The organism is Actinomadura sp. ATCC 39365, from assembly GCF_054392275.1.
The window spans coordinates 6305116-6330743 of sequence record NZ_CP184335.1 but is presented as its reverse complement, the minus strand read 5'-3'; the positions used below and the strand labels follow the sequence as shown (position 1 = coordinate 6330743).

General features: G+C 69.8%; 25 protein-coding genes. 16 read left to right on the top strand and 9 right to left on the bottom strand.

Annotated features, from left to right (window positions below; all coding sequences use genetic code 11):
• Positions 1-419 precede the first annotated feature (419 nt).
• Both ACNF49_RS30905 and ACNF49_RS30900 read left to right on the top strand, forming a co-directional pair.
• Positions 420-1325 carry an LLM class flavin-dependent oxidoreductase gene (locus ACNF49_RS30905; RefSeq protein WP_482939738.1) on the top strand — a complete coding sequence of 302 codons (906 nt, stop codon included), beginning with the start codon at positions 420-422 and terminating at the stop codon, positions 1323-1325.
• Positions 1326-1375: 50 nt separating this feature from the next.
• Positions 1376-2800: an FAD-binding oxidoreductase gene (locus ACNF49_RS30900; RefSeq protein ID WP_482939737.1), complete on the top strand. Its 1425-nt coding sequence runs from the start codon at positions 1376-1378 to the stop codon at positions 2798-2800.
• A gap of 591 nt (positions 2801-3391) precedes the next feature.
• Here ACNF49_RS30900 and ACNF49_RS30895 read toward each other — a convergent pair.
• Both ACNF49_RS30895 and ACNF49_RS30890 read right to left on the bottom strand, forming a co-directional pair.
• Positions 3392-4108, bottom strand: a complete 717-nt coding sequence (locus tag ACNF49_RS30895) for an NADP-dependent oxidoreductase (protein WP_482939736.1) — start codon at positions 4106-4108, stop codon at positions 3392-3394.
• Between the two features lie 200 nt (positions 4109-4308).
• A complete protein-coding gene (locus ACNF49_RS30890) occupies positions 4309-5046 on the bottom strand; it encodes an SDR family NAD(P)-dependent oxidoreductase (protein WP_482939735.1) in 738 nt (245 codons plus the stop codon).
• A gap of 36 nt (positions 5047-5082) precedes the next feature.
• On the opposite strand from ACNF49_RS30890, the gene ACNF49_RS30885 reads away from it, so the two are divergent.
• Positions 5083-5979 carry a LysR family transcriptional regulator gene (locus tag ACNF49_RS30885; protein ID WP_482939734.1) on the top strand — a complete coding sequence of 299 codons (897 nt, stop codon included), beginning with the start codon at positions 5083-5085 and terminating at the stop codon, positions 5977-5979.
• A gap of 139 nt (positions 5980-6118) precedes the next feature.
• Here the strand turns inward: ACNF49_RS30885 and ACNF49_RS30880 are convergent, their stop codons facing one another.
• The gene (locus ACNF49_RS30880) at positions 6119-6262 is read right to left on the bottom strand and encodes a nuclear transport factor 2-like protein (protein ID WP_482939733.1); all 144 of its coding nucleotides are present in this window, start codon (positions 6260-6262) and stop codon (positions 6119-6121) included.
• Positions 6263-6518: 256 nt separating this feature from the next.
• Here ACNF49_RS30880 and ACNF49_RS30875 point away from each other — a divergent pair, with 256 nt between their 5' ends.
• Entirely contained in the window at positions 6519-7115 is a 597-nt protein-coding gene (locus ACNF49_RS30875; protein WP_482939732.1) for a TetR family transcriptional regulator, read from the top strand.
• Positions 7116-7126: 11 nt separating this feature from the next.
• On the opposite strand, the gene ACNF49_RS30870 is transcribed toward ACNF49_RS30875, so the two are convergent.
• Positions 7127-7582 (bottom strand): hypothetical protein, encoded by a 456-nt coding sequence (locus ACNF49_RS30870; RefSeq protein WP_482939731.1) that lies wholly within the window; start codon positions 7580-7582, stop codon positions 7127-7129.
• Between the two features lie 365 nt (positions 7583-7947).
• Here ACNF49_RS30870 and ACNF49_RS30865 point away from each other — a divergent pair, with 365 nt between their 5' ends.
• The 8 genes from ACNF49_RS30865 (at position 7948) to ACNF49_RS30830 (ending at position 14678) form a co-directional block, all read left to right on the top strand.
• Positions 7948-8250 carry an AfsR/SARP family transcriptional regulator gene (locus tag ACNF49_RS30865; RefSeq protein ID WP_482939730.1) on the top strand — a complete coding sequence of 101 codons (303 nt, stop codon included), beginning with the start codon at positions 7948-7950 and terminating at the stop codon, positions 8248-8250.
• 38 nt (positions 8251-8288) lie between these two features.
• Positions 8289-8711 carry a hypothetical protein gene (locus ACNF49_RS30860; RefSeq protein ID WP_482939729.1) on the top strand — a complete coding sequence of 141 codons (423 nt, stop codon included), beginning with the start codon at positions 8289-8291 and terminating at the stop codon, positions 8709-8711.
• An 81-nt stretch (positions 8712-8792) separates the two neighbouring features.
• The gene (locus tag ACNF49_RS30855) at positions 8793-9005 is read left to right on the top strand and encodes a hypothetical protein (RefSeq protein WP_482939728.1); all 213 of its coding nucleotides are present in this window, start codon (positions 8793-8795) and stop codon (positions 9003-9005) included.
• A 162-nt stretch (positions 9006-9167) separates the two neighbouring features.
• The gene (locus ACNF49_RS30850; RefSeq protein WP_482939727.1) at positions 9168-9920 is read left to right on the top strand and encodes a hypothetical protein; all 753 of its coding nucleotides are present in this window, start codon (positions 9168-9170) and stop codon (positions 9918-9920) included.
• The gene (locus ACNF49_RS30845) at positions 9914-12625 is read left to right on the top strand and encodes an outer membrane protein assembly factor BamB family protein (RefSeq protein ID WP_482939726.1); all 2712 of its coding nucleotides are present in this window, start codon (positions 9914-9916) and stop codon (positions 12623-12625) included. Before ACNF49_RS30850 ends, ACNF49_RS30845 begins: the two co-directional genes overlap by 7 nt.
• A gap of 156 nt (positions 12626-12781) precedes the next feature.
• Complete coding sequence (locus ACNF49_RS30840; protein WP_482939725.1) at positions 12782-13258, top strand: hypothetical protein; 477 nt, start codon at positions 12782-12784, stop codon at positions 13256-13258.
• Between the two features lie 137 nt (positions 13259-13395).
• On the top strand, positions 13396-14337 hold the full coding sequence (locus tag ACNF49_RS30835; RefSeq protein ID WP_482939724.1) for a hypothetical protein: 942 nt from the start codon (positions 13396-13398) through the stop codon (positions 14335-14337).
• The gene (locus tag ACNF49_RS30830) at positions 14334-14678 is read left to right on the top strand and encodes a hypothetical protein (RefSeq protein ID WP_482939723.1); all 345 of its coding nucleotides are present in this window, start codon (positions 14334-14336) and stop codon (positions 14676-14678) included. Before ACNF49_RS30835 ends, ACNF49_RS30830 begins: the two co-directional genes overlap by 4 nt.
• A 766-nt stretch (positions 14679-15444) precedes the next feature.
• On the opposite strand, the gene ACNF49_RS30825 is transcribed toward ACNF49_RS30830, so the two are convergent.
• On the bottom strand, positions 15445-16362 hold the full coding sequence (locus tag ACNF49_RS30825; protein WP_482939722.1) for a sulfotransferase domain-containing protein: 918 nt from the start codon (positions 16360-16362) through the stop codon (positions 15445-15447).
• A 331-nt stretch (positions 16363-16693) separates the two neighbouring features.
• Between ACNF49_RS30825 and ACNF49_RS30820 the strand changes: the two genes are divergently transcribed.
• Complete coding sequence (locus ACNF49_RS30820) at positions 16694-17638, top strand: C45 family autoproteolytic acyltransferase/hydrolase (protein WP_482945609.1); 945 nt, start codon at positions 16694-16696, stop codon at positions 17636-17638.
• A gap of 156 nt (positions 17639-17794) precedes the next feature.
• Here ACNF49_RS30820 and ACNF49_RS30815 read toward each other — a convergent pair whose 3' ends face one another.
• The 4 genes from ACNF49_RS30815 to ACNF49_RS30800 all read right to left on the bottom strand — a co-directional run bounded on the left by ACNF49_RS30815 (position 17795) and on the right by ACNF49_RS30800 (position 21600).
• Positions 17795-18349 carry a DinB family protein gene (locus tag ACNF49_RS30815; RefSeq protein WP_357987718.1) on the bottom strand — a complete coding sequence of 185 codons (555 nt, stop codon included), beginning with the start codon at positions 18347-18349 and terminating at the stop codon, positions 17795-17797.
• 68 nt (positions 18350-18417) lie between these two features.
• Entirely contained in the window at positions 18418-19059 is a 642-nt protein-coding gene (locus ACNF49_RS30810) for a site-specific integrase (RefSeq protein WP_482939721.1), read from the bottom strand.
• Between the two features lie 207 nt (positions 19060-19266).
• Positions 19267-19542, bottom strand: coding sequence for a hypothetical protein (locus ACNF49_RS30805; RefSeq protein ID WP_357987714.1), 276 nt, complete (start codon positions 19540-19542; stop codon positions 19267-19269).
• 264 nt (positions 19543-19806) lie between these two features.
• Positions 19807-21600 (bottom strand): WD40 repeat domain-containing protein, encoded by a 1794-nt coding sequence (locus ACNF49_RS30800; protein ID WP_498703257.1) that lies wholly within the window; start codon positions 21598-21600, stop codon positions 19807-19809.
• A 309-nt stretch (positions 21601-21909) separates the two neighbouring features.
• Between ACNF49_RS30800 and ACNF49_RS30795 the strand changes: the two genes are divergently transcribed.
• From ACNF49_RS30795 to ACNF49_RS30785, 3 genes are all read left to right on the top strand, one after another.
• Positions 21910-22893, top strand: a complete 984-nt coding sequence (locus tag ACNF49_RS30795; protein WP_482939719.1) for a hypothetical protein — start codon at positions 21910-21912, stop codon at positions 22891-22893.
• 440 nt (positions 22894-23333) lie between these two features.
• On the top strand, positions 23334-24206 hold the full coding sequence (gene blaOXA / locus ACNF49_RS30790; protein WP_482939718.1) for a class D beta-lactamase: 873 nt from the start codon (positions 23334-23336) through the stop codon (positions 24204-24206).
• The gene (locus tag ACNF49_RS30785; protein WP_482939717.1) at positions 24203-25516 is read left to right on the top strand and encodes an MFS transporter; all 1314 of its coding nucleotides are present in this window, start codon (positions 24203-24205) and stop codon (positions 25514-25516) included. The genes blaOXA and ACNF49_RS30785 overlap by 4 nt, the downstream gene beginning before the upstream one ends.
• The last annotated feature ends 112 nt before the right edge of the window (positions 25517-25628 follow it).

Below are 25628 nucleotides of genomic sequence, written 5' to 3'. Positions count from 1 at the left end.
GCACCGCATCCACTACCACCCCGCCGAGGTCGCCGACCCGTCCGGCCGACCGCGTGATCTCGGTACAGCGGCGCTTCCCGTCCTCGCCCTTCATCTCGTACAGGGCACGGATCGTCAGCCGGGGCCTGCACAGCGGCGCCACTGTCGAGGACGCCTACCGCGTCCGCGCCACAGGACAACCCGACGACACCTGACTCATGGCCGCGATCCGTGTCCATCACCCCCAGTTCGGCGGCCCCGGCGAGCTGCTTGGCGAACCGCTCGGAGCGGCCCCGGCGGTCAGGTGAGAGATCCCCGAAGCGTGTCCGATCCGTACAAGACCGACGCTGATCTCGCTGAATATCGTCACGGCTGTGCGCCTCGGTGGGCGCATGAGGACGTTGTGCCCGTAGTGAGATCTTGGTTGAGACGGAGTGCTTGTGAATATTGGAATTGGTCTGCCGATCGCCGTTCCCGGACGTCCTGCGCGGGAGGTCAAGCAGTGGGCGGAGGACAGCGAGCGCCTCGGCTTCCGCTCCCTGGGATCCATCGACCGCCTGGTCTACGACATCCTGGACCCGCTGGTCTCCCTCGGCGTCGCCGCGGCGGTGACCGAGCGCGTCCAGCTGTTCACCAGCGTGCTGAACGTCGGATGGCGCGGCAACCCGATCCTGTTCGCCAAGCAGCTCGCCACCATCGACCTGATCTCGGAGGGCCGGCTCACGGCGGGCCTGGGCATCGGGGGCTGGCCGGACGACTTCGCCCTCAGCGGTGCCCCCGAAAAGGGCCACGGCAAGATCTTCGACGACACCCTGAGCGAAATGCGCCGTGTCTGGGACGGTGAGGTCACCAGCGTCTCCGGCCCCACCCCGCTGCCCGGCAAGGGCCGTCCCAAGCTGCTCATCGGTGGCCTGATCCCCGCGGGCTATGCCCGCGCCGCCCGCTTCGGCGACGGCTGGGTGGCGCCGATGCTGAGTCTGGACCTGCTGGTGAACGGCGTGCAGGGCGCCACCGACGCATGGGCCACGGCTGGGCGGCCCGGCAAGCCGCACATCCTCACCGGCCGCTACTTCTGCTGCGGTTCCGAGGCCGTCCAGCTCACCGACGAGTACGTGGCTCACTACTACGGCTCCAAGGAGTCGCCGTACTACGAGCCGGTCCGCGCCGACTCGCTCGACTCCGACGAGCGCCTGCTCAAGGAGCTGATCGCTTTGTCGGACGCGGGCGTCGACGACCTGGTGCTCTACCCGGTCAGCAGTTCCCTGGACCAGGTCCACCTGCTGGCCGAGGCGCTGGAGCGGGTGGGAGCCCGGCGGAACCCGACCTTCGAGTTCACCACGAACTGACCTGGACCGGCCGACGCACCACCTGAACGACGACACGTGAGGACATATCAGTGACCGAGCACATCCAGCCGACGGGTTGCCACACCCTGACCGCCGGGGCGGTGACGGGACTCGCCGACAGCGTCAAGGGCCCGGTCTTCCTCCCCGGCGACCCGGGGTACGCCGAGGAGGCGGAGGGCTTCGACCGTTCCGTCGTACACCACCCGGCCGTCATCGTCGGCGCGGCGGGCGCCGACGACGTGGTGGCCGCGGTGCGCTTCGCCCGCGACCACGGCCTGGGCGTCGCCGTACAGGCCACCGGCCACGGTGTGGGGCTACCCGCCGACGGGGCCCTGCTCATCTCCACGCGGCGCATGGACGGCCACCGGGTCGACCCCGAGCGCCGCACCGTACGGCTGGAGGCGGGCGTGCTGTGGCGGGAGGTCATCCGGTCCGCCGCCCGACACGGCCTGGCCCCGCTGAACGGCTCGGCGCCGTTCGTCGGCGCCGTCTCCTACACGTTGGGCGGCGGCATCGGCGTCCTGTCCCGCCGCTACGGTTTCGCCGCCGACCACGTCCGCTCCATCGAGGTCGTCACCGCCGACGGCGAGCTGCGCACCGTCTCGGCGGAGGAGAACACCGACCTGTTCTGGGCGCTGCGCGGCGGCAAGGGCAACTTCGGCGTGGTCACCTCACTCGAGGTGGAACTGGTGGAGGTGTCGCGGATCTACGGCGGCGGCCTGTTCTTCCCGGCCGAGTCGATCCGTGACGTGCTGCACTTCTACCGCACATGGGTCACCGAGGTGCCCGACGAGCTCAGCTCCTCCTTCTTCATGATGCCCTGGCCCGATGTGCCGGAAGTCCCCGAGGAGTTGCGCGGGCGGTTCGCCATGCACCTGCGCCTGAGCTACCTCGGCTCGCCGCAGGACGGTGCCCGGCTCGTCGAGCCGCTGCGCGCGATCGCCACGCCGCTGCTCGACACGGTCACCGACATCCCGTACGCCGAGGTCGGCACCATCCACAACGATCCGCCGACGCCCGGTTCGTACCACATCAACAACTTCCAGCTCACCCACCTCGACCATGACGCCGTCGAGGCGATCCTGGCGCTGGTGGGCCCCGGATCGGACAGCGCGGTCGGCATCGAGATCCGCCATCTCGGCGGCGCCCTCGCCCGGCCGCCGCGCCTGCCGAACGCGGTCGCGCACACCACCGCCCAGTTCCAGCTGTACTCCGCGGGCGTCCTCGGCATCGGCGAGGACGAGGCCGTCTACGCCGGGCACGACCGGGTCATCCAGACCCTGGCCCCATGGAACAGCGGGATGCGCACGCTCAACTTCATGGCGGGCGTCGCCCACACCGACCCGGAGGACGTGCGCCAGGCGTTCACACCCGAGGCGTACGAACGACTGGTCGCCGTCAAGACGGCCCACGACCCCGGCAACATGTTCCGCTTCAACCACAACATTCCACCGGCGGCCGGAGGGAGCCGATGATGAAGGCCGTCAACACGCCCACCGACGAGCCGCCCCTGCTCATCGAACACCCGGACCCCAAGCAGTACGGGCACTGACGCAACGCGCCCCAAGGCCCGGTCTTGATCCAGCTCACCTCTAGGAAGTCGGGGGCGGCTGCGAGGACCTTGACGCCGACGCCTTGCTGGAACAGGTCGTTGAGGACGTTCAGCCCTGCCAGGAGGTTGCGGCCGAGCCGGTCGACTTCCCGGACGGTGCGCAGCCCTCGCGGATGCAGGACAGCCCGGCGAGCAGTCGGGCGGGTCCTCAGCGCGACCTAGGTCGCGGCTTCGACGGTCTTCCGCTCCTCCTGGAGTTGCCGCCGGGATATCCCGTGGTACCGCACCAGCCCTTGGTGGATCCGGCGCGTCAGGCGCAGCAGTCCCTCGTAGGTCGCTGCGGCCGAGTCCGGTGTCTCCTTCGTGGCTCCCCCGTTGCCACACTCTGTTCCGCCAGCTGGTCAGATCTCGTCGTCCTCGGCGGCATTCAGGTCGAGCAGGTCGCGGATCCGGCGCGACGTCGGGCCTGACGAAGGTGTAGGCGCCGAGCTGGTCTGCGCTCCCTGAGTGCCGGTCAGGGTCTGAGCACGATCTTGCCGTGAGTGTGTCGCCGTTCGAGTTCGGTGTAGGCCTGGCGGACCTGCGTCAGCGGGTAGACGTTGGCGATCGGGACTTCGAGGTGTCCGTCGGCGATCAGGGCGGCCAGTTCGGCAAGTACCTCGGCGCCCGGCCTGGCGTTGGTTCCTGGTTCGGTCCTGACTCCGTACCTCGCGGCTGCCGCGAAATCGGCGATGGTGTCGATCCGCTCGACCGCGACGCCGAGGGACAGGGCCATCTCGACGTACCCGCCGCCGTAGGTGTCGATGAAGGCATCGATGCCGCCCGGCGCGGCAGCCTTGATCCGGTCCGTGACGCCGTCACCGTATTGGACCGGGATCACGCCGTGGCTCTGCAGCCACTCATGGTTGTGCTCGCTCGCCAGGCCGATGACCGTGGCTCCGGCGCGGCGGGCGAGCTGAACGGCGAACGAGCCGACTCCTCCGGCTGCCGCGGAGATGACGACGGTCTCCCCGATGTCGAGTTGTACGGAATGCACCGCCCTCCAAGCAGTCACTCCGGCGACGTACAGGCCGCCCGCCACCTCCCATGAGACGCCGTCCGGCTTGGGTGTGAGGTTGTCGGCGTCGACCAGGACCAGCTCGGCCTGTGCTGCCCGCCGCTCGGAGAACCCGATCACCTCGTCACCGACCACGAGTCGGTCGACTCCGGCGCCGACCTCGGCGACGATCACCGGGGTTGACGCCCGCGGCCTTGACCCGCACGAGGACCTGCCCGCTCTCGGGCACCGGCCGGGCGACCTCGTCGACCCGCAACACGTCGATTCCCCCGAACTCGTCGTATCTGACTGCCTTTGTCATTGCCTTGCTTCTCCTGTGGCCCGCGATGCGCTGCTGACGTCGAGAACGGGAACGATTCGTGCCGGCGTGGCCGTCACCACGGCACCGTTCCGGCGTCGTCGAAGAATTCGCCGGTCGGCCCGTCGTCGGGCAGGGTTGCGAGGTGGATCGCGATGGCCGCGCCCTGTTGTGGTGTGCGGACGCCTTGGAAGCCGTTGAGGTCGGTGGCGGTGAAGCCGGGGCAGCCGGAGTTGATCAGGATGTTGGTGTCGCGCAGTTCCTTGACGTATTGGATGGTGAGGGCGTTGAGGAAGGTCTTCGAGGCCAAGTAGGCGACGGGAACCGGGCCCATGTCGATGCCCGGCGTGGTTTGCAGGGCGAACGAGCCGACGCTGCTGGACATGTTGACGATCCGCGGGGATGCCGAGTCGCGCAGCATCGGCAGCATCGCGTTGGTGACCCGGATGACGCCGATCACGTTGGTCTCCACGACGGCTCGTACGGTCGCGGGCTCGACCGTGGTCGGTGTCTGTGGCATACCGCCGGTGATCGCGGCATTGTTGACCAGGACGTCGAGCCCCCCGGCATGGCCAGCGATCAGCTCGGCCGCGGCGGCGACACTGTCGTCGTCGGTGACGTCGAGCGGCACGCCGAACGCATCGGTCCCGGCCGCGCGCAGCTTCTCGACCGCGGTGTCACGGCGTTGTTGATCCCTCGCGCCCACACCGATTCGCCAGCCAAGGGCGCCCAGACCGGCGGCGATCTCGTATCCGATTCCCTTGTTCGCGCCGGTCACCAGCGCGATCGTCCGTTCACTCATGCCGTCGATCATGTTGCCGACTCGGGTCGGGCGTCCAAGACCGGTCAGGTGAGCGGCGATACCGCACGGGTATTGGTCGTGGTCAGCGCTGGATACGATGAGCCGGTGGAGACGCGGGAGTTGCGATACTTCGTCGCCGTAGCCGAGGAGTTGCACTTCGGGCGGGCGGCACAACGGCTCGCGATGGCGCAACCACCACTGTCGCGGGCGATCCAGCAGCTGGAACGCCGGCTCGGAGTCGTTCTGCTGCACCGCACCGCCCGCTCCGTCGCCTTGACCGAGGCCGGATCGGTGCTGCTGCGGGAGGCCCGGCTCGCGCTCGACGCGGTCGAAGCCGCCGAGCGCCGCACCCGCCGCGCCGCGGCTGACCAGCCCGGTGTGGTGCTGGCTACCAAGGCAGGAGCGTCCAGGGAACTGTTGTCGAAGCTTCTGCACGCCTACGCCGCCGAACCGGGCGCCGTGGCCGTCGAGGTGATGCTGTGCGGGCCGGGCGAGCCGGAAAGTCTGCTGCGCACCGGACGTGCCGACGTTGCTCTGCTCCACCGGCCTTACGACACGACAGCCGGGCTCGACACCGAGGATCTGCACACCGAACAGCAGGTCGTGGTCCTGCCCAAGGGGCATCCCCTCGCCAACCGGGCGCATGTGATGTTGGCCGAGGTCAACGCCCAGACGAACCTGCCCCTGCCGCGCTGGCCTGGACGGGATGGCAGCTATCCGGACGGCCCCGGCCCGCAGGTGCGCGACCATACCCAACTGTTCCAACTGATCGCGCTCGGACTGGCCTGCGCCGTCGTACCCGAGTCGCTCCGGGACCAGCTACGCGACGACCACACCATCGTGCCCGTGCCGGACGCGCCGGCCGTCACGACCGTCATCGCCTGGCCGCCGCACAGCAGATCCAAAGCCGTCGCCGACCTCGTCCGCACCGCGACACGCCTCTAGCCGATACCCGCTGCAGCACATAGACCAAGAGGCCCACGACCAAGCCGACGCAACAACCGGACAGGCCGGCGACGACGGCGCCGACCGCTCACGCCAGAGCGGCGTCTAGGTTCGCTCCGGTGACTTGGCCTTCGCCTCCTCACGCAAGCGTTCGAGCCCGAGACTGCATGGAGCGAATGACGGCGACGTCGATGCCGATCTGCTCGGCGAACGCCCCGGTGTCCCAATATGAGCGCACCCGCGTGATCAGACCTTCCCGGCTGAAGGAGAAGAACGCGGCCATATCCAACCTGTACGGTCGGCCACGCGTTGGGCCGGCATCAGGCCCGTCGGCCAACGCCGGCGGGACGGTGAGCATCCACATCGTGGCCGTTGTACGCCTCCCAGTAGTGATTGATGACGTCTTCGAGGCTCATGGCCGTCTTCCTTCCGCTTGGTCGTGTGCCGGCGATCGCCGCATGCGGACACTAGTGACAGATATGCCACTATGGCAACCCTGTCATTTGGCAGATCTGTCAGACCGTGCTACGGTCTCGACCGTGACAGCCCGTGATGCCGAGTCCAACCTGCGAGAGCGCCGAAAGAGGCGTACTCAGAACGCGATCATCGACGCGGCCCTGCAGCTGTTCGAGGAGAAGGGGTACGACGCCGTACCGGTGGAGGAGATCGCGGCGGCGGCCGACGTGTCGCCGCGGACCTTCTACCGCTACTTTCCCGCCAAAGAAGACGTTCTCGTGGTCGATCCTGAGGTGGAGACCGCGATGAGGGCGGCGCTCGCCGAGCGCCGCCCTCACGAAACAGACGTGGACCTCGTGGCGCGATCGATGATCACTGCACTGGCCGCCCGCCGCCCCGAACGCGCGCGCGGCGCATATCACCTGCTCGACGCCACACCGGCACTTCAAGCTCGCATCCACCAGTTGGTGTGGCGCGACCAGGAGCAGGTTGTCGAAGCCCTGCTGGCCGGAGCGCCTCGGACACCCGAGGCCGAGCTCCGCGCGCGTGTCATCACCCACGCCGTCACCGGGACGATCCGCGTGGCGGTTGTCGCCTGGATTCAGTCCGGCCAGCGCGGCACCGTCGTCGCACATTGCGAACAAGCTCTGACGTTCTTGCGCGAAGAGCTCGCTTACTGACGGGTATCCAGCTAGCACCACCAGTCGGTCAGGTAGGAGCTGGTGGCCCCCTTCGGCCGGCCTCCGGCGCGCATGCAGACCGTGAAGCTGGAGCTGGTCAGCAGGCCGTCGCCGTAGTTCCTGCCGCCGCTGATCGTACGCAGGTCGCACTGCCGCCAGTTGGTGCCGCTGTCGATCGAGCAGTCGACCCAGATGGCGTCGCCGTCGTTGGAGTTCAGGATGCGCGCCCATGCGTACTGCTTGCCGTTGACGTTGCCGGAGCGCAGCTCCAGGGTCTGGCCGTTCGGCATGGTGCGCTGCTTCCTGGTCACGGTGTTGGTGGCATCCTTCGGGTTGGTCACGGCCGGGCACGCGGAGGGCGGCGCGGCGGTCGCGGCCTGGGCGGCGCCGAGGCCGGCGGCGGAGGTGAGCACGACCATGGCCGCTGACAGCACGGCCGTCCTGAGAGCGGTCCCTGAAACGTTCATCGAGGCATGTCCTTCCGGTGGGAGGTTGTTGCGGCGGATATCGCCGGACGGCGATGCCGGAGGCGCCCGGAAGCGCTGCGACTTCGACCGGAAATGCGTTGCCGGGAATCGTGAGAATTCTTCTCGACATGACGTTCCGGCAGCATTTCCGCTCATCAGCTGTTTCCTCTGGACGCGCTGGCTGCGTTCCCTTTTTTGGGGGTTGTCTGTCGCCGGGCCGGCGGTTCTGTTCCAGGTTCGCGGGGGCCTGTAGAGGAAACCCATATTCGCCCTACAGACGGGCGTATAGATTCTCTTGATGGCGTATGGTGGTGCTGGCATCATGGCTGCCGAGTCCGTACCCGGGGGTCGCGATGAGGTTCGGGGTGCTGGGACCTGTCTCGGCGCACGCCGACGACGAGGCCGTTCGGCTGGGTCCGCCCAAGCAGCGGCTTCTGCTGGCGGTGCTGTTGTGCAGTCCGGGGCGAGCGGTCCAGGCGGGCACCCTGGTGGAGGCGCTGTGGGGCGAGGCGGCCCCGTCTTCGGCCCTCCACAACGTCTATCAGTACGTCTCGCAACTGCGCCGGGCCTTGGGGCCGGAAACGATCACCGGGCGGGCGCAGCAGGGATACGCCTTGGCCGTCGAACCGTCGGACGTCGACGCCCACCGGTTCGCCGAGCTGCCCTGAACGGCCTGGCCACGCTGGCCACGCACAACGGCGATCCCATGCTGGCCGTCGCCCTCCACCAGGAGGCGCTGAACATCGCCGATGGCATCGGAGCTCCCTACCTGACCTGCGAGAGCTCCATGGGACTGGCTGCCGCGCATCACGCCGGCGATCACCTCACCGAGGCGACGGCGCTCGCCCAGGAGGCGCTGACGCTGGCCCGGCACAACCGGTTCCGTGTGCTCCAGGGGCAGGCGAACCTCCTGCTGGCCCGCTGCATGGCCTCGCAGGAACTCGGGAAGCAGGCCCGCGACTACGCGCTCCGCGCCCTGGACGATCATCTGATGACCGGCCATCGCCTCGGTGCCGCGCACGCTCATGTCGTCCTCGGTGAGCTCCTCGGCGACGCCGACCCGGTGGCGGGGAAGGAGCACGCCGAGGCGGCGCAGGCTCTCCACACGGAAATACTGGGCGATCGCTGACGTACGCGCTGGGCCGACGCCGTGGCCTGTGGGCGACGGTCCCAAGGACGGGACCCCCGATGGGCGGTCACCCTGACCGTCGTGCACGGCAAGGTGAAGCTGGCCTCCGGCCGCATCGACGCGCTGACCTTCAACGGCCGCGCCCCCGGCCCGCAGATCCGGGTCAAGAAGGGCGAACAGCTTGAGGCCGTACCGGCACTGCTCTCCCCCGTACGGTCACCACGGCCAGCCGGCGCCTGGCTAAGAATTGTCGCCTTTGCCGGTGAACGGTGGACACGGGCGGCATACTCGTAGATGCACGGTCAAGTCCACCCGCTTGACAGTCATCGGAAGATGGTCATGGCCAGAGCGCGTAGGGGCAGGAAGGTCAGAAGCCGGGACAGGGGCATCGAACCGCCGGAGCCGGAGCCAGGGCCGAAGCCCGGGCCCGGGGGATGGAAGGCCGCGCGCACATGGGTGGCCGGAGTCACCAGCGCCGTGCTCATCGCGGCGATCGGCGTGGTGTTCACCGCCTGGTACACCGCGAGCGGGTCCGACGCCGTCCAGGAGATCGGCGGCAAGCCCCCGTTGTCGGTCGGGCACGTGGAGGTCCAGTTCGACGAGCGCGCGCTCGCGCTCAGGGAGCCGGTGACCGAGCCCCGCGACCGGGCGATCCTGCGGGGCAAGGCGACGAACAGCAGCGAAAGGGCCGCCATGCTGGCCCGCCATCACGTCGCCACGATCGAGGACATGACGGCCACCGTGGTGCTGAAGGCCAACCGCAGCAGCCTGCGCATCATCGACGTCAAACCGCGGGTGCTCACCCGCGCTGCCCCCTCCGACGGCGCCCTCCTGGTGCCGGGCACCGCCGGGCAGCCCGGCACGGTGGAACTCGTCGCCGACCTCGACCGGCGGCCAGTGCGTTTCGCTCTGAAGAAGGACCCGGGCACGGCGTATTTCTCGAAGAAGCAGATCGACCTGAAGCGCGATGAGATGGTCACGCTCGTCCTGTCGATCGCCGGCGTGAAGGCGTACTACGAGTTCGACCTGGTGGCCACGGTGCTGGCCGGTGACCGCTCCGAAGAAATCGTGATCAACGGGCCGGGCGGTACGCCGTTCCGGCTGACGGGCCGTGCCGACACCTACCGCACCGTCTATCAGCAGTCGGGAGGCGACTTCTGGGTGCCGGAGCCCTCCGGGCCGGCCTGTACGGCACCGGGAAAGTGTTGATCGCGCGGGCCGCCGCCGCCCTCCTGACGATGACGGCGCTCCTGCTCGGCGTGGCCGCGGACGCCGCAGGCGGCAGGCCGGTCCCCGTCCAGTGGCGGATGGCGTGGTCGGTGCCCGCCCCCACCGATCAACCCGCGGACCCGTACTGGGACTTCGACGTTCCGGTCAGCGGCGCCTCCACGGACGTGCTGGCCATCGTGGACGGCGAGAACGCGGTACGCGTCCACGACGCCCGCACCGGCAGGCTCGTGCGCACCCAGCGTCTGTCCGGCGCCGAGATCGCCGGGGTGTGGGTGACTTCCGGCACCGTCGTCGTGCTCACCGGTGAGTTGTTCGACGGCGAGAAGGGACTGCAGGCCTTCGACGCGGCCACAGGCGCGACCTTGTGGCGGCGTGACCTTGCCTTCGACCAGGAGTCCGACGACAGTCCCCGACACTACTTCGGGCCGCGGATCATGGTGACGGACCGCGGCGTCGTGATCGCCGAACGACGTTCCGAGCCCCTGACCCTGCTGTCCCTGGACCCTCGCTCGGGCGCCGTCGCGGCCAGGACGGTTCACCAGCGGAACTGCGACCTGACCGCCGCCGCCGGAGCACGGTCGCTGCTGCTGCTCGACCACTGCGGGGGCAACCGGGTGCGGCTGTCGTCCGTGGTTCCGTCCACGCTGCGGGTCAGGTGGAGCAGTACGATGCCGTCGCCCATCAGGGACTTTCCGGTTCCTGAAGGGGGGCGCGGCGCAGACCTCGCCGTCACCGTCAGCCGGGACGGATACGCCGAGGTCGACGGCACGTTCTACGCGCCGGACGGGCGCCGGCTGCCCACCCCGCGCGAGGCGCCGCGTGCCGTCGGCTCCGCGGGGAGCGGTCGGTGGAGCGAGCCGCTACGTCTGGATGACGCTCGGACGATGACGGACGACGACGGGGACCCCGAGCTCAGCTACGGGCGGTCCACGCGACCGCTGCCCGTGTTCCTCACCTCCCTCGACCTGCGCACGGGACGCCTGCACTCACTGCCACTCGACATGCCCTTCGCCCGGCTCGTGGGAACCGCGCCCGGCACGGCCTTCGTAGAGGCCGCGGGTCGCGTCGCCGCCTACACCCTGGTCCGGGGAATCCCGACGGGGCGCGAGCTCTTCGACGGTGTCCCGCCGGAGGCCTGGCCGGACGCGTGCGGCCTGCTGAACGCCGCCGACCTGCGCCCCATCGCCGACGGCTACACCCCGAGCCCCGCCAAGCCGCGCCTTTTTGGCACGCGCCTGCCGCATCCCCCCTCGTGCGACTGGATCCCGCCCACCGACGACGCCCCCGTCATCTCCTTGGACGTGGTGTGGGTCTCCTCCTCCAGCGCCAAGGCGCGGCGGATCTACGCGATCGAGACAGCCGGCCTCAAGGAGCACTGGGCCTACGACGTGACCACGCATGATCCGTACCTGCTCGACTACCTCTACCCCACCGCCATCGGGAGCAACGACGCGCCCGAGGCGCTCGTCAGCGCCGGCCCGGTCATCATCCGCCTCACCTCCACATCACGTTCGGCCCTGCGGCTGCTGGCCTCGCTGGTCAGGGACGAATTGCTGGCCCGCTACCGGCTTGCCCGCCCCGTCTCCGCTCCCCTCCCGCAACTGCGCTGGAGCTTCCCCGCCGACGGCCGTCTGCAGGGCGCGCCGACGGTACGCGGCGACACCGTCTACGCCGCCGGCGGCGGCCGGGTCTACGCCGTGGACGCCTTCTCGGGCCACCCTCGGTGGAGCCGGGCGATCAGCGACCACGTGTCCGGGCCGCTGCGGTTCGCCGGAGATCTGGTGTACGCCCAGGACCCATTCGCTCTGTACGCCCTGGACACCCGCACCGGCCGCCCGCGGTGGCGGTACCAGTCGCAGGAGCTGGGGAATCACTTCCGGGCGACGCGGGGGCGCATCATCGTCTGTGCCGGAGACGAGACCGTCGCCCTGGACGCCGCCACCAGCCGGCGACTGTGGCGGTTCCGCACCGCGGACAGCTGCGACCGGTCCCGTTTCGAACGCTCCGGCGACATCGTCTACGTGACCGGCTCGGCCACCGTGTACGCGCTGGACGTCTTCACCGGACACCTGCGGTGGAGCGTGCGGCCGGGAGCCGACGACCGGGCCGACATCCAGGTGGCCTCGGCCGGGAAGGTGGTCTACGTCGCGGGCGCCGACGGCCGGATCCGCGCCCTGGACGCCGCCACCGGCGCGCAACGCTGGAGCGCCCGCTTCGGCGGAGCTCTTGTCTCCGCCCTGCTGCCTTCCGGCGCCGCCGTCTACGTCAGTACCGCCGACCACGAAGTGCACGCGCTGGACGCCCGTACCGGCAGGAAACGATGGACCGCCCCGATCGGTGACGCCGACCCGGACCTCGGCCTGACGGTCGGCCAGGGCCGCCTCTACGTGGTCACCTCCGTCGGCATCGTCAGCGCCCTTGACGCCGCCACCGGCGCGGAACGGTGGTACACGCCGGTGGGCGGCGTCATCGTCGTGGGCCCCGCCGTACACGACGGCGTCGTGTACGTCTCAACGGCCGGTGGCATCGTCCACGCTCTGGACGGTGCCACCGGCGCGCGCAGATGGCACATGAACACCGGCGACGCGCCGGATGAGGGCGCCATCGTCGGGAACGCCCTCATCCACGCCAACGGTCTCCTTTACACCGGCGGCGGCGGCAACGTGTACGCCCTGCGCCCCTGAGACCGTCCGAACCCCTGACTCCGGTGAGCTCGTCCAGCCTCGCGTGCCCGGAGCGCTCCTCCCGCTGCGGAACGTGCTCTTGGACGGTGAGGGACTCCATTGCACGCAACTCCTCTACACCGCGCGGCTCAGTCCAGGCCGTACAGGGCCAGCGAGTTGTTCCAGCGCGGCGTCGGCGTCAAGGTGGTGGAGGGCGTCGCCGCCGGCGAGCACACCGAGCGCTCCCTGCTCCTGGCTCCGGCCCTGGCACAGGATCGACGCCGCAACCATGCCCGCAACACCAAGGACGGCCTGCAGGCGGCGCGCCGCCGCGGTCGGGTCGGTGGCCGCCGGCCCGTGGTCGACGCCGACAAGCGCGCTGCCATCTTGGCCCGCCGCGAACGCGGTGAATCCATCCCCACCATCGCCGCCGCAGTCAACGTCTCCGTCGGCGTCGTCCACAAGACCCTGACCGAAGCCAAGCAGGCACCCGCACTCGAGACACCGAACGCAGATGCCGCCCCGGGGGCCGCCGGGGCAGCCCGGGTTATGGCTACCCCCGCCGATCTCGCCGAGCCGGAGAAGTTCACCTCTGACGAGGAAGAGGGCGGCGTGAAGACGCTGTCCGGCCTCCTGGCCGATCTGGCGGACTAGCGCGGCGACGGAACCTGAGCGAGGCGTCTCGGGCGGCCTGGCCGGTGCTGGAGGCGCTGGCCAACGACCGGCATACACCCCCCAGGGTGCCGACCCCCACAGCTGTGGCCGATCGCTTGGCCGACCGTCTCCCCCGCATGCCTGAACGTGAAGGCCAGTCCCCCGCCGCCACCGCCGGCACCGGCCAGGCGGCAGGTCGGGGCGGGCCTGGCGAGCTGTTGCGTGTCCTGCTGGCAGGTGAACGGCCTGGCGCGGCGGTGACGTTGGAGCGGCTGCACCGTGACACGCATCTGATCATCGTGGACGGGCAGCGGGCCGGGTGGGCCGACCACGACGGCGCGACCTGGCGCGTCCACGGCGACGCGGGGGCTACCCACCTGGTCGAGGGCGACCTGGCGCAGGCCCTCGCCGACGGGCTGCGCACAACGGTGAGCACCGAGGGCGTGCGCGACCACCTGGGCCGGCTGCTGGAGCTGAATCCAGACTCGCTGGCGTCCTGGTCGCTGCTGCGAGGCCGCGTCCTCGGTCGGGAGGACGTCATCGTGCGGGGCCGCTGCGTCGGCTGGCTGCAGAAGAACCGGGCCGGCCGCTATGTCGCCTGCACCCATCGGGGCCCGATCGAGGGGCCGGCCGGCACCAGCAAGGTGCAGACCATCATGGCGCTGTTCGCGGCGCTGTACGCGCCGGCGCCGCTGCCCGCGCTGCCCGCGGCCGCCCGCGCTGTCCGCCGCGCCAAGGCGCGCTCGGAGAATGAGCGGCCGATCTGTCCCTTCACCCAGGCACAGCCGGCCGCGGCCGCACTCAACCCGCCTCGTCATGACGGCGGCTACCAGGTCGTGGTCGACGACTACGGCGACCAGGCCGTCCTGGGCAGGGTCCGCCGGACCACCATCGGCCGCGCCGGCACGCGCTGGCAGGCATTCACCCCCGACGGCCGGGCCGTGGCCCACGCCGGGACCCGCACCGCCGCCATAGACGCGATGCTGGCCACCCCCGGCCCGCTGTTCGGCGACCCCGCCGGCACCGTCCTGCATGACCTCACCCACCTCACGGCAGGCGTCATCGGAGGCACGCGATGACCGGCACGAACCCCTCATCCCGGCCCACGGCCGCGGCCAAAGCGCTGGCCGCCTGGACCGAACTCAACGACCGGCACCAAGGCACCCTGGCCGTGATCTACAGCTTGGACCAGGCAGCGGAGCACGAGCACCAGCAGCGTGGAGCGCGTGGTGACTTCGATCCGCGCCCGGCCTCGCAGTGGCGGGCGCTGGAGTTCGCACATGACCCGGCCGACCGCAACGGCTTGTCGGGGCGGGCCCGGTTCGCCTTCATCGAACGCTTCGGGCCCTCTTGCAGCACAGTGGCGGCGCAGATGCTTCGCCTGAAGGCGTCAGGCTCGTCACGAACGCGACCAACCTGACGGATGAGCAGATCACGATCCTGAGAGGGCAGGCTGACGTGGCCGGTATGGCCCTCGTTCTCGTCGACGACGGCACGACGCCACGTGTGGCAACGGTCCGCTCCCGCGACCTGGCGCCCCACGAGCTCGCGGCGATGGACCAGAGCGCCGCCGCCCGCGCTGGTGGAGACGCACGAGCCTCGCGGAACCAGCCGTGATGTGACTAAGCCTCGGCGATGCCTCATATGTCGGTTGGTCCCGCGCGCGGTCGAACTGCTCGGCAATCTCGGTTTGTGCGGGTGGCGGAGCTGCTCCAGGTGGAGAAGCGGATGCGGCGGCGCCGGTGTAACCATGGAGGCCGCGCGCCTGCTGTTGGCGATTCCGTGCCTCTTGAAGACGCACTGATTATGTTCGCCACAACGGACCGCGTTTGCTTGCCAGTTTCGACCGCGATCTTGGGCCTGGAGTCGGGTCCGTTGTTCGTGAGAGCTGACCGCACTCACCGGCCCGAGGTCATTCGCACCGAGGAGGGGCGGGGCGGCGGCGCAGTGTCGGCGGCGATCCGGATCCGGCCGCTGGCGGCAAGGAGGAAGGCGCTACGACCATCACACAGGGTGACCAGATTCGCTAGCCGACGCGCTGCCACGCTGCCCCCGATCGCCGAATCCGGCGTTGGTAGAGGCGCAGACCCCTGATGTTGGTCCCGAGCGCGGATCGGCGGTTATGGGCGGCGGGCGGCGCTGACGATCAGCTTTGGGTAGTGCGGGGATGCCGCGGGACGGGGATCTCAGTCGATCGCCTCGCGATGCACCCACTCGATGAGATCGTCGGACGCGAGCGCCCGCACGCGCGCGGCATACCGGGCGAGGTCGGCGTCGTCGAGAAGGTCGCGCCACTGGCCGCTCGTACCGCGACTGAAGAACGCGGCGGGATCGATCCAGTGCTCCGGACCGCCGGCGGGGACGGTCGTGTCGGCCCTGCTACGCATCGACTCGAACGTCGCCGCCTGGACCAGGCGGGGCCATCGGTGCTCATCGACGTCGATGCCGAGGCGCGCAGCCATCTGCCGCATCTGCCCCTCCAGGTCGGCCTTGAGGTCGTCGTAGTGCAAGTACACGATGTCGAGATCGTCGCCGGCGTCCCGGAACGTCTGCAGGTGCTCTACAGTGCGCCGCAGTGACGACCCGACCTGCGTCGATGGCGTCTCGTCGTCGACCCACTGCCAGAAGCGGTCCCGCTCGCCGTCGGGGCGCGGCCGCGGTGGCCGCAATGGTCCGAGCTCGATACCGTCGATCGCGGCCGCCCGTTCGCGTTGGCCGAGGAACGCGCCGATGTCGGTGTTGTCGATATGGCGGTCGATCGACAGCCCCACGTCGCGCGGGTCGCGACCGACGCAGATGTACGTGACCGTCGGATCGCTGGGTATCCCGTCGAGCGGCGTGTGGGTCTTGATGAACCGGCGGTGCGTCTGGGCTTCCAGGTCCGCGAACACGTCTGTGCGGGCGCGAGTCACCATGTCGATCCACGGCGAGAGTGTGTCCAACGGGAGCGGGAGCTCCGGTTCCTGCAGTATGAGCAGGGCGCAGATCATCTGCGTCCACGTCGTCCCGCACTTTGGCGGGGTGCTGATGATGATGTCGCCGGGGCGGAGTTCGAAGCCGTCCCAGCGGTTGCTGTCGTACATACTCGTCTCGTAGCGGCGCACGGCCGTCATCCTTGCAGCGGATCCGATCCCGTGAGGCCCAGATGATTCACCGCACGACATCCCGCCGAGGGCCCAAGACTGAGGTTCCGAAGAGCGTCGCGCAACAGTACATAGCGCAGCACCCGCCCATGATGTCCGATCTCGAACACTCCGTACCTCCCGGCTTCTCCAACGCGGGACATGTTCGCCTACTTGGAATCGGCCACGCTCGCGTTCAGCGGCTCCATCAGATCCAGCGCCTGGCCGTCGCCGATGGCCACCTGGTGAATTACCCGCACAATTAGCTAGGTTGCCCTCACCTCGTCCGCTTCTCACAGGGAAAGTGGCAGCCATGCGGCAACAGCACAAGACCTTCCAGGCGATCGAGGTCGGCGACGGCGGCGACGAGCGGTGGGCCGCCCACGTCCGGGCCCTGTGGCAGGACATGAAGGGCCTGCTGACCGCGGAGGGCCGGACTCCGGAGGGCGCGGATCGTGTTGGGGCGCTGTTCCGTGCGCACCTGCCGGAACTGGTCCCGGTTCTGGACCGCCTGGCCGGCCAACTCGACCGGCCCGAGGCGGAAGTCTTCCTCACCCACGCGGCACTGCGGCCGTTCTCCCACTCCTGCACCCAGATCGGCCAGAACGGCACTCTGCTGCGCAACTATGACCTGCGGCCCGATCAGTGCGAGGGGACCATCGTCTCCTCCTGCTTCCTGCGCCCCGTCATCGGGATGCAGGACATGCTGTGGGGCTTGCTGGACGGGATGAACGACGCCGGTCTCGCGATCTCGCTCACCTGGGGCGGACGTTCTGTCTACGGACGTGGCTTCGCCATTCTCATCCTCGTGCGCTACCTGCTGGAGACGTGCGACACCGTCGATGAGGCGGTCGACAGGCTGCGGTCCCTGCCGGTCGCCGTCCCCCAGAACCTCACCCTTGTCGATCCGAAGAAGGCGATGACGGTGTTCGTGGGACCGGACATGCCGCCGACGGTGGCACCGGACGCCTGCGCCTCCAATCACCAGCACCTGCCGGTGACCGACGAGCAGGAGCGGGCCATGCGGACGCAGGAGCGGCTGCGAGCCGTCCGCGCCGCGGGCGCGGACGTGGCGGCGATGCTCAAGCCGCCGCTGTACCGATCCGTCGACGAGCAGGGGACGGTAACGCTCTACACCGCCCACTACCGGCCCGCCGAGGGCCTTGTGACGTACTACTGGCCCGGTGAGTCCTGGCAACAGTCCTTCGGCGACTTCACACCCGGAACCCGCACCGTGACCTTGGGCCGGGCCAGCTGAAAAGCTTTCCTGACTCCTGCTCACCCCTGCACGAAGATCTTGCAAGAACGTGATTTCACCCACCGCAGACAAGCCCTCCCTCGGCCGGCCCTGCCACGTGGAAATCCCCCTGAACGGTCAGCGCCGGGGCCCGGACAAGGTCGCCCACCGCCGAAATCAGACGCCTTCGCGCAGGTACAGGTCGCGCAGCAAGCCGATCTCGCCGCCGTGATGTGTGACCTCTTTCAGAGCGTGCAGCGCGAGCTTCAGATACGTCTCATCGGCCCAACCACCGGGGCCCATGCCTATCGGCGCCAACAGGCGCTCGTCGCCGAGGGCTGCGATACGGGAGATGAAGTGCTCCCAGTCCTCGGCGAGCGCCTGGACGCCATCCTTCGCGGTGCCCGGCCACTCGTGGCGGTCGCCGAGCTCGGGGACGTCCTCGAAGCAGTAGATCACGTAGCCTCGCAGGCAGAGGTTGCCGATGTGCCAGATGCGCCAGGCGATCGTCGTGACGGGGTCCGGCGCGTCCGGACTCGATTCCGGAAAGAGCGTGGCGACGCGGAAGAGGCCGTCGTCGCCGGGGCGGATGCCGATGCAGTCGCCGACCGGCTCCCAGTGATACTCGGCGTCGGTCAAGCCCTCCAAGCGCCGGAACAGCCGGGATCGCACGCCTTCAAAGGTCGCGAGAACGTCGCGGGTGACGGGGTCGGTCACGATCATGTCAGCCATGTCAACTCCAGGGCTCGGTGGTTTCGGGACGGTCGAGATGATCAGGATCGACGGGTCGGCCGGCTCGGTTACGTGCCGCCGCCTCGGCGTGTGTCGCCGGGTGCGAGCAGGCCGGTGCCGGCGTCCCAGTACACCGGCTTCAGCACGAAATCCTCGCGGGCCTGGCCGCGCCGGCGGGCCTTGGACTGCGCGCCTTTGGCCTTCACCAGCGCGCGGCGGCCGGCGAAGTCCAGGTCCTCGATATTCAGCGGCAGGATCTCCTCCGCCCGCGCCACGGTCTCGTACAGCATCCGGTAAAAGCGCTTCTCCCGCAGGTGCACCTCGCGGCGGGCGATCAGTCGGTCGATCGCCATCTTCGAGCGCGCCGGCGTCTCGGAGTCCGGCGGGGTCAAGCGCTTGGCCCAGGCCGGCACCTCCGGGCCGTCGAAGCCACGCTCGGCACACCAGGCGAGCCAGGACAGCACCGCCGCTCGGCGGGCGCTCCAGGTGTTCACCGCCGTCGAGCCCCACAGCGCTTCGAGGGCCTCGCCGATCTCGTCGTCCGCGACCTGCCCGAGCGGCCGGCCCTCGCCGACCCGTTCGGCGGTCTTGCCGACCCCGATCGTGTAGTTCCGCACCGTGTTCGGGTTGCCGAGCGCGTCGGGGAAGGCGTCCGCGGCGCCGCGGACGGTGAGCGCCTTCCCGATGGGCAGCCGCGCGACGGTGGCCACCGCTTCCCCCTTGCCACAGATGACAGGGCCGCTTCGCATAGCGGCCCGGAACCGTCGCCGTAGGTCGCGATCAACGATGCCCCAGATAATAGGGCATTATCCGTGGCAGCATTCGATCTCAACCAGCGTGAACGTTTGCCGATCTCCGCTTCAAGATCATCCCAATGTGGGCTTTGGGCTTATGTGGGCTGCCCCCTTCTGGCGGAATCAACGCCGCCTCGAGGTCCTTTGCCGGGCAGGGCGCATGGTTGCCTCTGGGTGAACGGCGGCGGTAGCACGCCAGGCGCGGTGCGCGTTGAGCAGCGTCGCTCTCTGGTCGGGGCCGGCATCGCGCAGCACCATGCGCAGGCTGACGAGATCGAGCAGGACGCGAGCGATGTCCGTCATGCCGCCGCGAGGCCGGCGCAGCAGCCGCGCCAGCACACCCACTACGGCCGGAGCCGCGAGGAGGGCGAACAGGTGGAGGTGGGCAGGGTCGAGCATGACGAACGCTCCTTCGCTGTCGGTCGCCTCGGCCGGAGGATCCGGCGGTACTTCACCTTCAGATGCACGCTCGGACAGTGTTCAAGGGAGTGATCTGAACCACGATGAACCGCGAGGCCGAGAGGGGCTCGGTGGGCGTGGGCAAGCAGATAGGGCCATCTGGCGCTCGCGCCGAGCTCACCGCCCGGCTGCGGGGGGCCATGACAGGGCGGGGCATGCGGCAGGCCGACCTGGCCAAGGCCGCGGGTTTGTCGACGGGAGCGATCAGGCTTGCTGCCCTACCTTCCCTGCCGGCTGACACAGCTCCCGGCTGGTCGGCACGCATGGCCAAGCCTCCGCCCGCGGCCGGTCATCTTGTCGCCAAGCCGCCCGGCCCGCCGGGGGGCAGGGGCAGACCGGGCGGAACTCCGCCTCTGGGACGTACTGCTGCCATTCGGCCCGCGCCAGCGAGGGGCCGGGAAGCGCGCACACGGCGGCGACCGGATCCTGCGGCGCGGCCGTCCGCCAGAGGCGTACCGTGTCGCCGCCGGCGGCGAGCATGTCCCCGGCCGGGCTGAACGCGACCGAGGACACCCAGCCGTCCGCGAACGGGAGGTAGGCGATCTGCTGGCGGGTGGCCACGTGCCATTGCCGTACGGAGCCGGTGTTTGCGCTGCCGGCGGCCAGGAGGTCGCCATCGGGGCTGAACGCGACCGAGGTGACCGGGGCGATGCCGTCGGCCAAGGGCGTGCCCACCTGTTTTCCCGTGGCGACGTCCCACAGCCGTACGGAGCCGGTGGCGCCGTCGCCGCGGCTGCCGGTGGCCAGCGTACGGCCGTCGGGGCTGCAGGCGAGCGAGGTGACCGAGCCGGACGGGTTGGAGAAGGACGCCAGGCTCTTGCCGGAGCGCACGTCCCAGACGCGTACTGTGCCGCCGCTGTCGGACACGTTGCCGCTGCCGCCGGCCATGAGCCTGCAGTCCGGGCTGAACGCGACCGCCTTGACCGGGCCGGTCGGCTCGTTGAAGGACAGGATCTCCTTACGGGAGCCCAGGTCCCAGACGCGTAAAGTGCCCCGGGAGGCGGACTCGCCGCCGCTGCCGGCCGCCAGCAGGGTGCCGTCGGGGCTGAAGGCGACCGCGTTCACCGCGCCCCTCGGGTCGGTGAAGGTCGCCTCCTCCTTCCAAGGGTTCGCGCGCCACACCCGCACGGTGCCGCCGTCCTCGACGGTGGCGTCGACGCCCGAGCTCAGCCGGGTGTCGGCGTTCCAGCGGTTGACGTTCGCGGAGCCGGTGGCGAAGAGCCGGCCGTCCGGGCTCACCGCCAGGGAACGCGGCCAGCCCGGGATGCCGGCCAGTCGCTCGCCGATCCTGCGGCGGCGGGCCGTGTCCCATACCGTGATCTCGCCGTCGACGGTGGAATCCCTGGTCACCGCCAGGGTACGGCCGTCCGCCCCGAACGCCGGCGAGACCACGGCACCGAAACCCGGGTACGTCCTGATCCTGCGCTGGAGGCCGATGTCCCACAGGCGGACGGTGCCGCCGATGTTCTGGCCGATCATGCCGTCCTGCTCGCTGCCCGCGCCGACGGCCAAGGTGCGGCCGTCAGGGGCGAAGGCGAGCGAGGTCTGCGCGTCCGGCGAATCGGCGGTCAGGGTGCCGAGTTGTTCGCCGGTCGCCGCGTTCCAAAGGTTCACCGTGCCGCGAGTGGCGCCGCTCGCGGCCAGGACGTGGCCGTCCGGGCTCAGCGTCATGTCCGCCAGCGACACCGGACCGGTCCTGAGCAGCGGGTCGCCGATGCGATCGTGGGAGGCGGCGTCCCAGCTCCACACCGCGCCCGAGGAGGTATCGCCGTCGCCCTGGACCCCGCCGGCCAGCAGCAGGCGTCCGTCGGGGCTGTACGCCACCGCGTGCACGGCGCGCCCAGGCGGACTGAGCGGGTGACCGGTCCGCGACCGGCCTCTCAGATCCCAGAACCAGATCCTGGCGTCCTTGCCCCGAGAGCCGCCGCCGGCCAGCGTCCGCCCGTCCGGGCTGAACACCACCTTCTCCATGAGGGCGTGCTCATGCGGGCGGAGCACGCCGGCAGGGCGGCGCGTGGCCACGTCCCACAGCCGGATCGTGCCCCGGCCGTACAGGGCGGCGCCCTAGCGATCAGGCAGGAACACAGATCACTTGATCATTGGCCCCTGCCAGTGCCGCACCCGCCGTGCGCACACCGAAATGCCGCCCCGGTCGGCCGGCGCCCTCGCCGGCTAAACAGCCAGTTCATGCAGGACGAAACCCGCCTCCGAACTGCAAACGGCAGCCTGGGAAAACGCCCGAAACCCTGGGCGTCGTCTCCTGATAGCCGTCAAGGTAGGAGGAACCCCCATGAACCTCTGACGGTCATGAAGCATCGCTCGGTCGCACTCATCTTTGCCGCCGTCCTGCTCGCCTTCGCGATCACCTGGACGCTCGGCGCCGGAGCGTCCTGGTGGCTGCAACACGTCGACGGCGCCGTGGCCTGCACCGGACACACCGCCCCAAAGGCCATGGGAGTGACCTGCCTGTCAAGCAGAGACTGGGTGACGGCCGCCGACAGCCTGGGCCGCCTCAAAATAGGCGATCAGCAGCTGCCCGTCTTGGCCGGCCACCCGGTCCTTTACGTCAGCAGCGCCAACCGCACCGGCCATCCGCCCGCCGCCCCGGCGGCCGGGGTTGCGCCTTCGCGTTCGAGCCCCATTCCATTTTCCGATTTTGCGGTTTTGGGCGCCCGATTTAAACGCTCAAGCCTTTTCCCACGGGTTCTCAGGCAGTTCTCCTGGCGCTCACTATTACATCATGTCATGTGTGACATGCTACTGCTCGTGTGTGGCGCGAGGCCGCACGCCCGATCATCAAAGGGGAAATCGTTGAAGCAGATCGTCAAGCGTGGAGCCGCGGTACTCGCCGTAGGGGCGGCGGCCGCGGGGGCGCTCGCGCTGAGCAGCCCGGCATCCGCCGCCACGACTACGACCACCTGCAGTGACAGCGTCCTGATCTCGGGTCTCTCCACTAAGGCCTGCGTGGATCTCACGGGCACTCAGGCGCGGTTCTACGGCACAGTCGGCGCGCCCGGCATCGCGGAGCCTGGCCCCGGCGGAGTCATCACCCCACAGCGCGCAGAGGTGGAGGTGTCCGGCCAAGTCGTCGGTGGCCTGTTCCTCGGCTCCCGGCGGCAGTCGGTGAGCATCTGGAACAACACCGTGACCGTTGAGGGCACCACCGCGACCGCCCCTTGCGGATCGACGATTCGCGCCGAGGTCAAGCTGTCCCAGGGGCCCGTGGGTCCCGGCGGGCCCAGCTTCTACGGCCCTGCCTCCGTCACGGTGGATGCGCCGATCGGCTGCTGAAACAGATGGATCGACGGTGGGCGCGGAACAGCCGTTCCGCGCCCACGTGCGCATGCCAGTGGCTCGCGCCGCATCAGAGCGATGAGGGCCTGGCCGCCGCCATGCTGGACCGGCCCGCCGGGCGATCGGCTACCTGCTGGCCCACCAGCAAGCCGACGGCGGCTTCGAGTCCCGGCCCGAACAGGTCGCTCCCCGTCCCGTCCCCCACCACCACCCCGCCCACCCCTCGGTCTGAATCCTGACCGCCCTGGGAGACCTCCGCCACGACCACGCCCTGAGACAACAAGGGCTGTCAGGGGGAGACGCCGAACGGCAGCGGTGAGCGATCCATGATCGTCGCCGTCGGCGGCTTCTCTGCCAGCGGGTATACGAATTCGAATATCGGCCGTCCAGTGATATCGATATTGGACAGTTCAGATGTCCCGTGATCTCCTCTGCGCATGAAGAAGGCAATCCCCCAGGCCCTCCGTTCCGGGCTGGGCGTCATCGTTTTCACCTCACTCCCCCTCCTCGGCACTCCCTCGTACGCGGCCACCGCCTCGGCCGGCGCCGCCACTGTGACTGCCGAGGTGCGGCCGGGAACGACCGTGCGCGACGACCTGCGTACGGTGTTCGACACGGCCGGGGTGCGGGGCACGTTCGCGCTGCTGGACGTGTCGTCCAAGACGACGACCGTGGTGGACCGGCGGCGCGCGGAGACGCCGATGGTGCCCGCGTCCAGTTTCAAGGTCCCGCACGCGCTCGTCGCGTTGGAGACGGGCGTGGTCAAGAGCCCCGACGAGGTGATCCCCTGGGACGGCACGCCGCAGCCGTATCCCGAGTGGGAGAAGGACATGACCATGCGGGAGGCCGTACGCATCTCCAACGCGGCGGCGTTCCAGGTGATCGCCCGCCGCATCGGCCTCACGCGCGAACGTCAGTGGCTGCACCGGCTTGGCTACGGCAACCAGCAGACCGGGCCCGTGGTCGACCGGTTCTGGCTGGACGGCCCGCTGAAGATCTCGGCGGTGGAGCAGACTCGGTTCATGGAACGGCTGGCAGCCCTGCGCCTGCCCGCCTCCCGCGCGAACCAGCGTACCGTCCAGGACCTGATCCTGATGGAGAAGAAGAACGGGTACACCCTGTACGCCAAGTCAGGCTGGCAGAACGCCCCCAACCCCGGCACCGGCTGGTGGACGGGCTGGGTCGAGCGCGGCGGACGCCTGTACACCTTCGCCCTGAACATGGACATCGCCAAGGACGCCGACGCCGCCAAGCGCGCCACGCTCGCCCGTCAACTGCTGTACCGGCTGAACGTCCTGCCCGCGGCGTGATCGTCTCCCCCGCAGACCACGGTGACCGTCGCACGGTCACCGTGGTCGTCACCGTTCAGGCGGCCATCTCGCTGGGCTACTTCGCGGCCATGGCGCACGTCGTCCTGCACCTGCGAGCCGACCTCGGACTGGCCGCCGGAGGGATCGGCCTGGTGCTGGCGCTGCGCAATCTCGTGCAGCACGCGCTCTCCTTGCCGGTCGGCGTGCTGGTGGACGTACTCGGCCCGGTACGGATGGGCATTCTGGCGTGCCTGCTGCGCGCGGCCGGGTTCGCCCTGCTGGGCATTGTGTCCAGCCTGCCCTGGCTGATCGTCGCCATGGTGCTGCTGGGCACGGGCGGGGCGCTGTTCCATCCGGCGGCGCAGTCGCTGCTGGCCGGGCTCGCCGAACGGCGAAGGGCGCGCGGATACGCGGCGTACGCGATGACGTTGCAGGTCGCGGCGGTGGCCGGCCCGGTGCTCGGGCTGGCGCTGCTGAACGTCGGCTACTGGCTGGTGGCGCTGACGGCGACAGCGCTGTGGGGCGTGGCGGCGTTCCTGTTCTCACTCCTGCGGCACGTCCCGCGCGTACGGGTGCCGCACGGGGTCGTCTCCGGGGTGCGAACGGTACTGCGGGACCGGGTCTTCATCGGGTTCGCGGCCGTGTCGGCACCCGCCATGCTGCTGACCGACCAGTCGTCGGTGGTCGTACCGCTCGGCGGCGCGGACGCGGCGGCGGTCACCGTGTTCTCCTGCGTGCTCGCCATGGTCTCGGCCGCGGTCCAGCCGTGGTGCGCGGTACCCGGCCGCGCCGACCGACCGCACGTGCTGCGCGCGGGACTGCTGCTCACCGCAGGCGGCCATCTGCTGCTGGCAACCGGCGCGGGCACCGGGCTGCCAGGCCTGGTGCTGGTGGCCGTGCTGCACGGGCTCGCCGACGGACTCCTACAGCCGGCGGTGTTCCAGACGATCGCCCGGCTCGCCCCGCCGACGCGTTTCGGGGCGTACCTGGGCGTGCAGACGTTCCTGTCGGGCCTGGTCGCGTTCGCCGGTGGCATCGCGGTGGGCGGGTTGTTCGACCAGGGACCAGGCGGCGCGACGGCGGCACTGGTCATCCTGACGTTGACCGCCTGCGCCGCGGCGGCCCGCGTCCGTCCCCTGCCTGAGCAGGCGATCGACGCCCGAGACGCGATGCTGCCGGTCACGCCCGATGCCGGTTCATCCCCGTGGAGCGCCGGATGGCAGCCGAACTCCGGCGATGACAGGACCGACGATTTCCCCAGCCGCGCCGAAGAGCTCAGGGACGGTGGCCGCGACGCGCGGAGGTCATGACCGGCGGGACCCGTCGCCATCGCGCCCATGGCCCGGTCAGCGAACCTCTGACTGGCAGACCTCTCATGATCGGCCGGTCGCTCTCTGGCTCGCCGCCGGGCCCAGTGCTCGG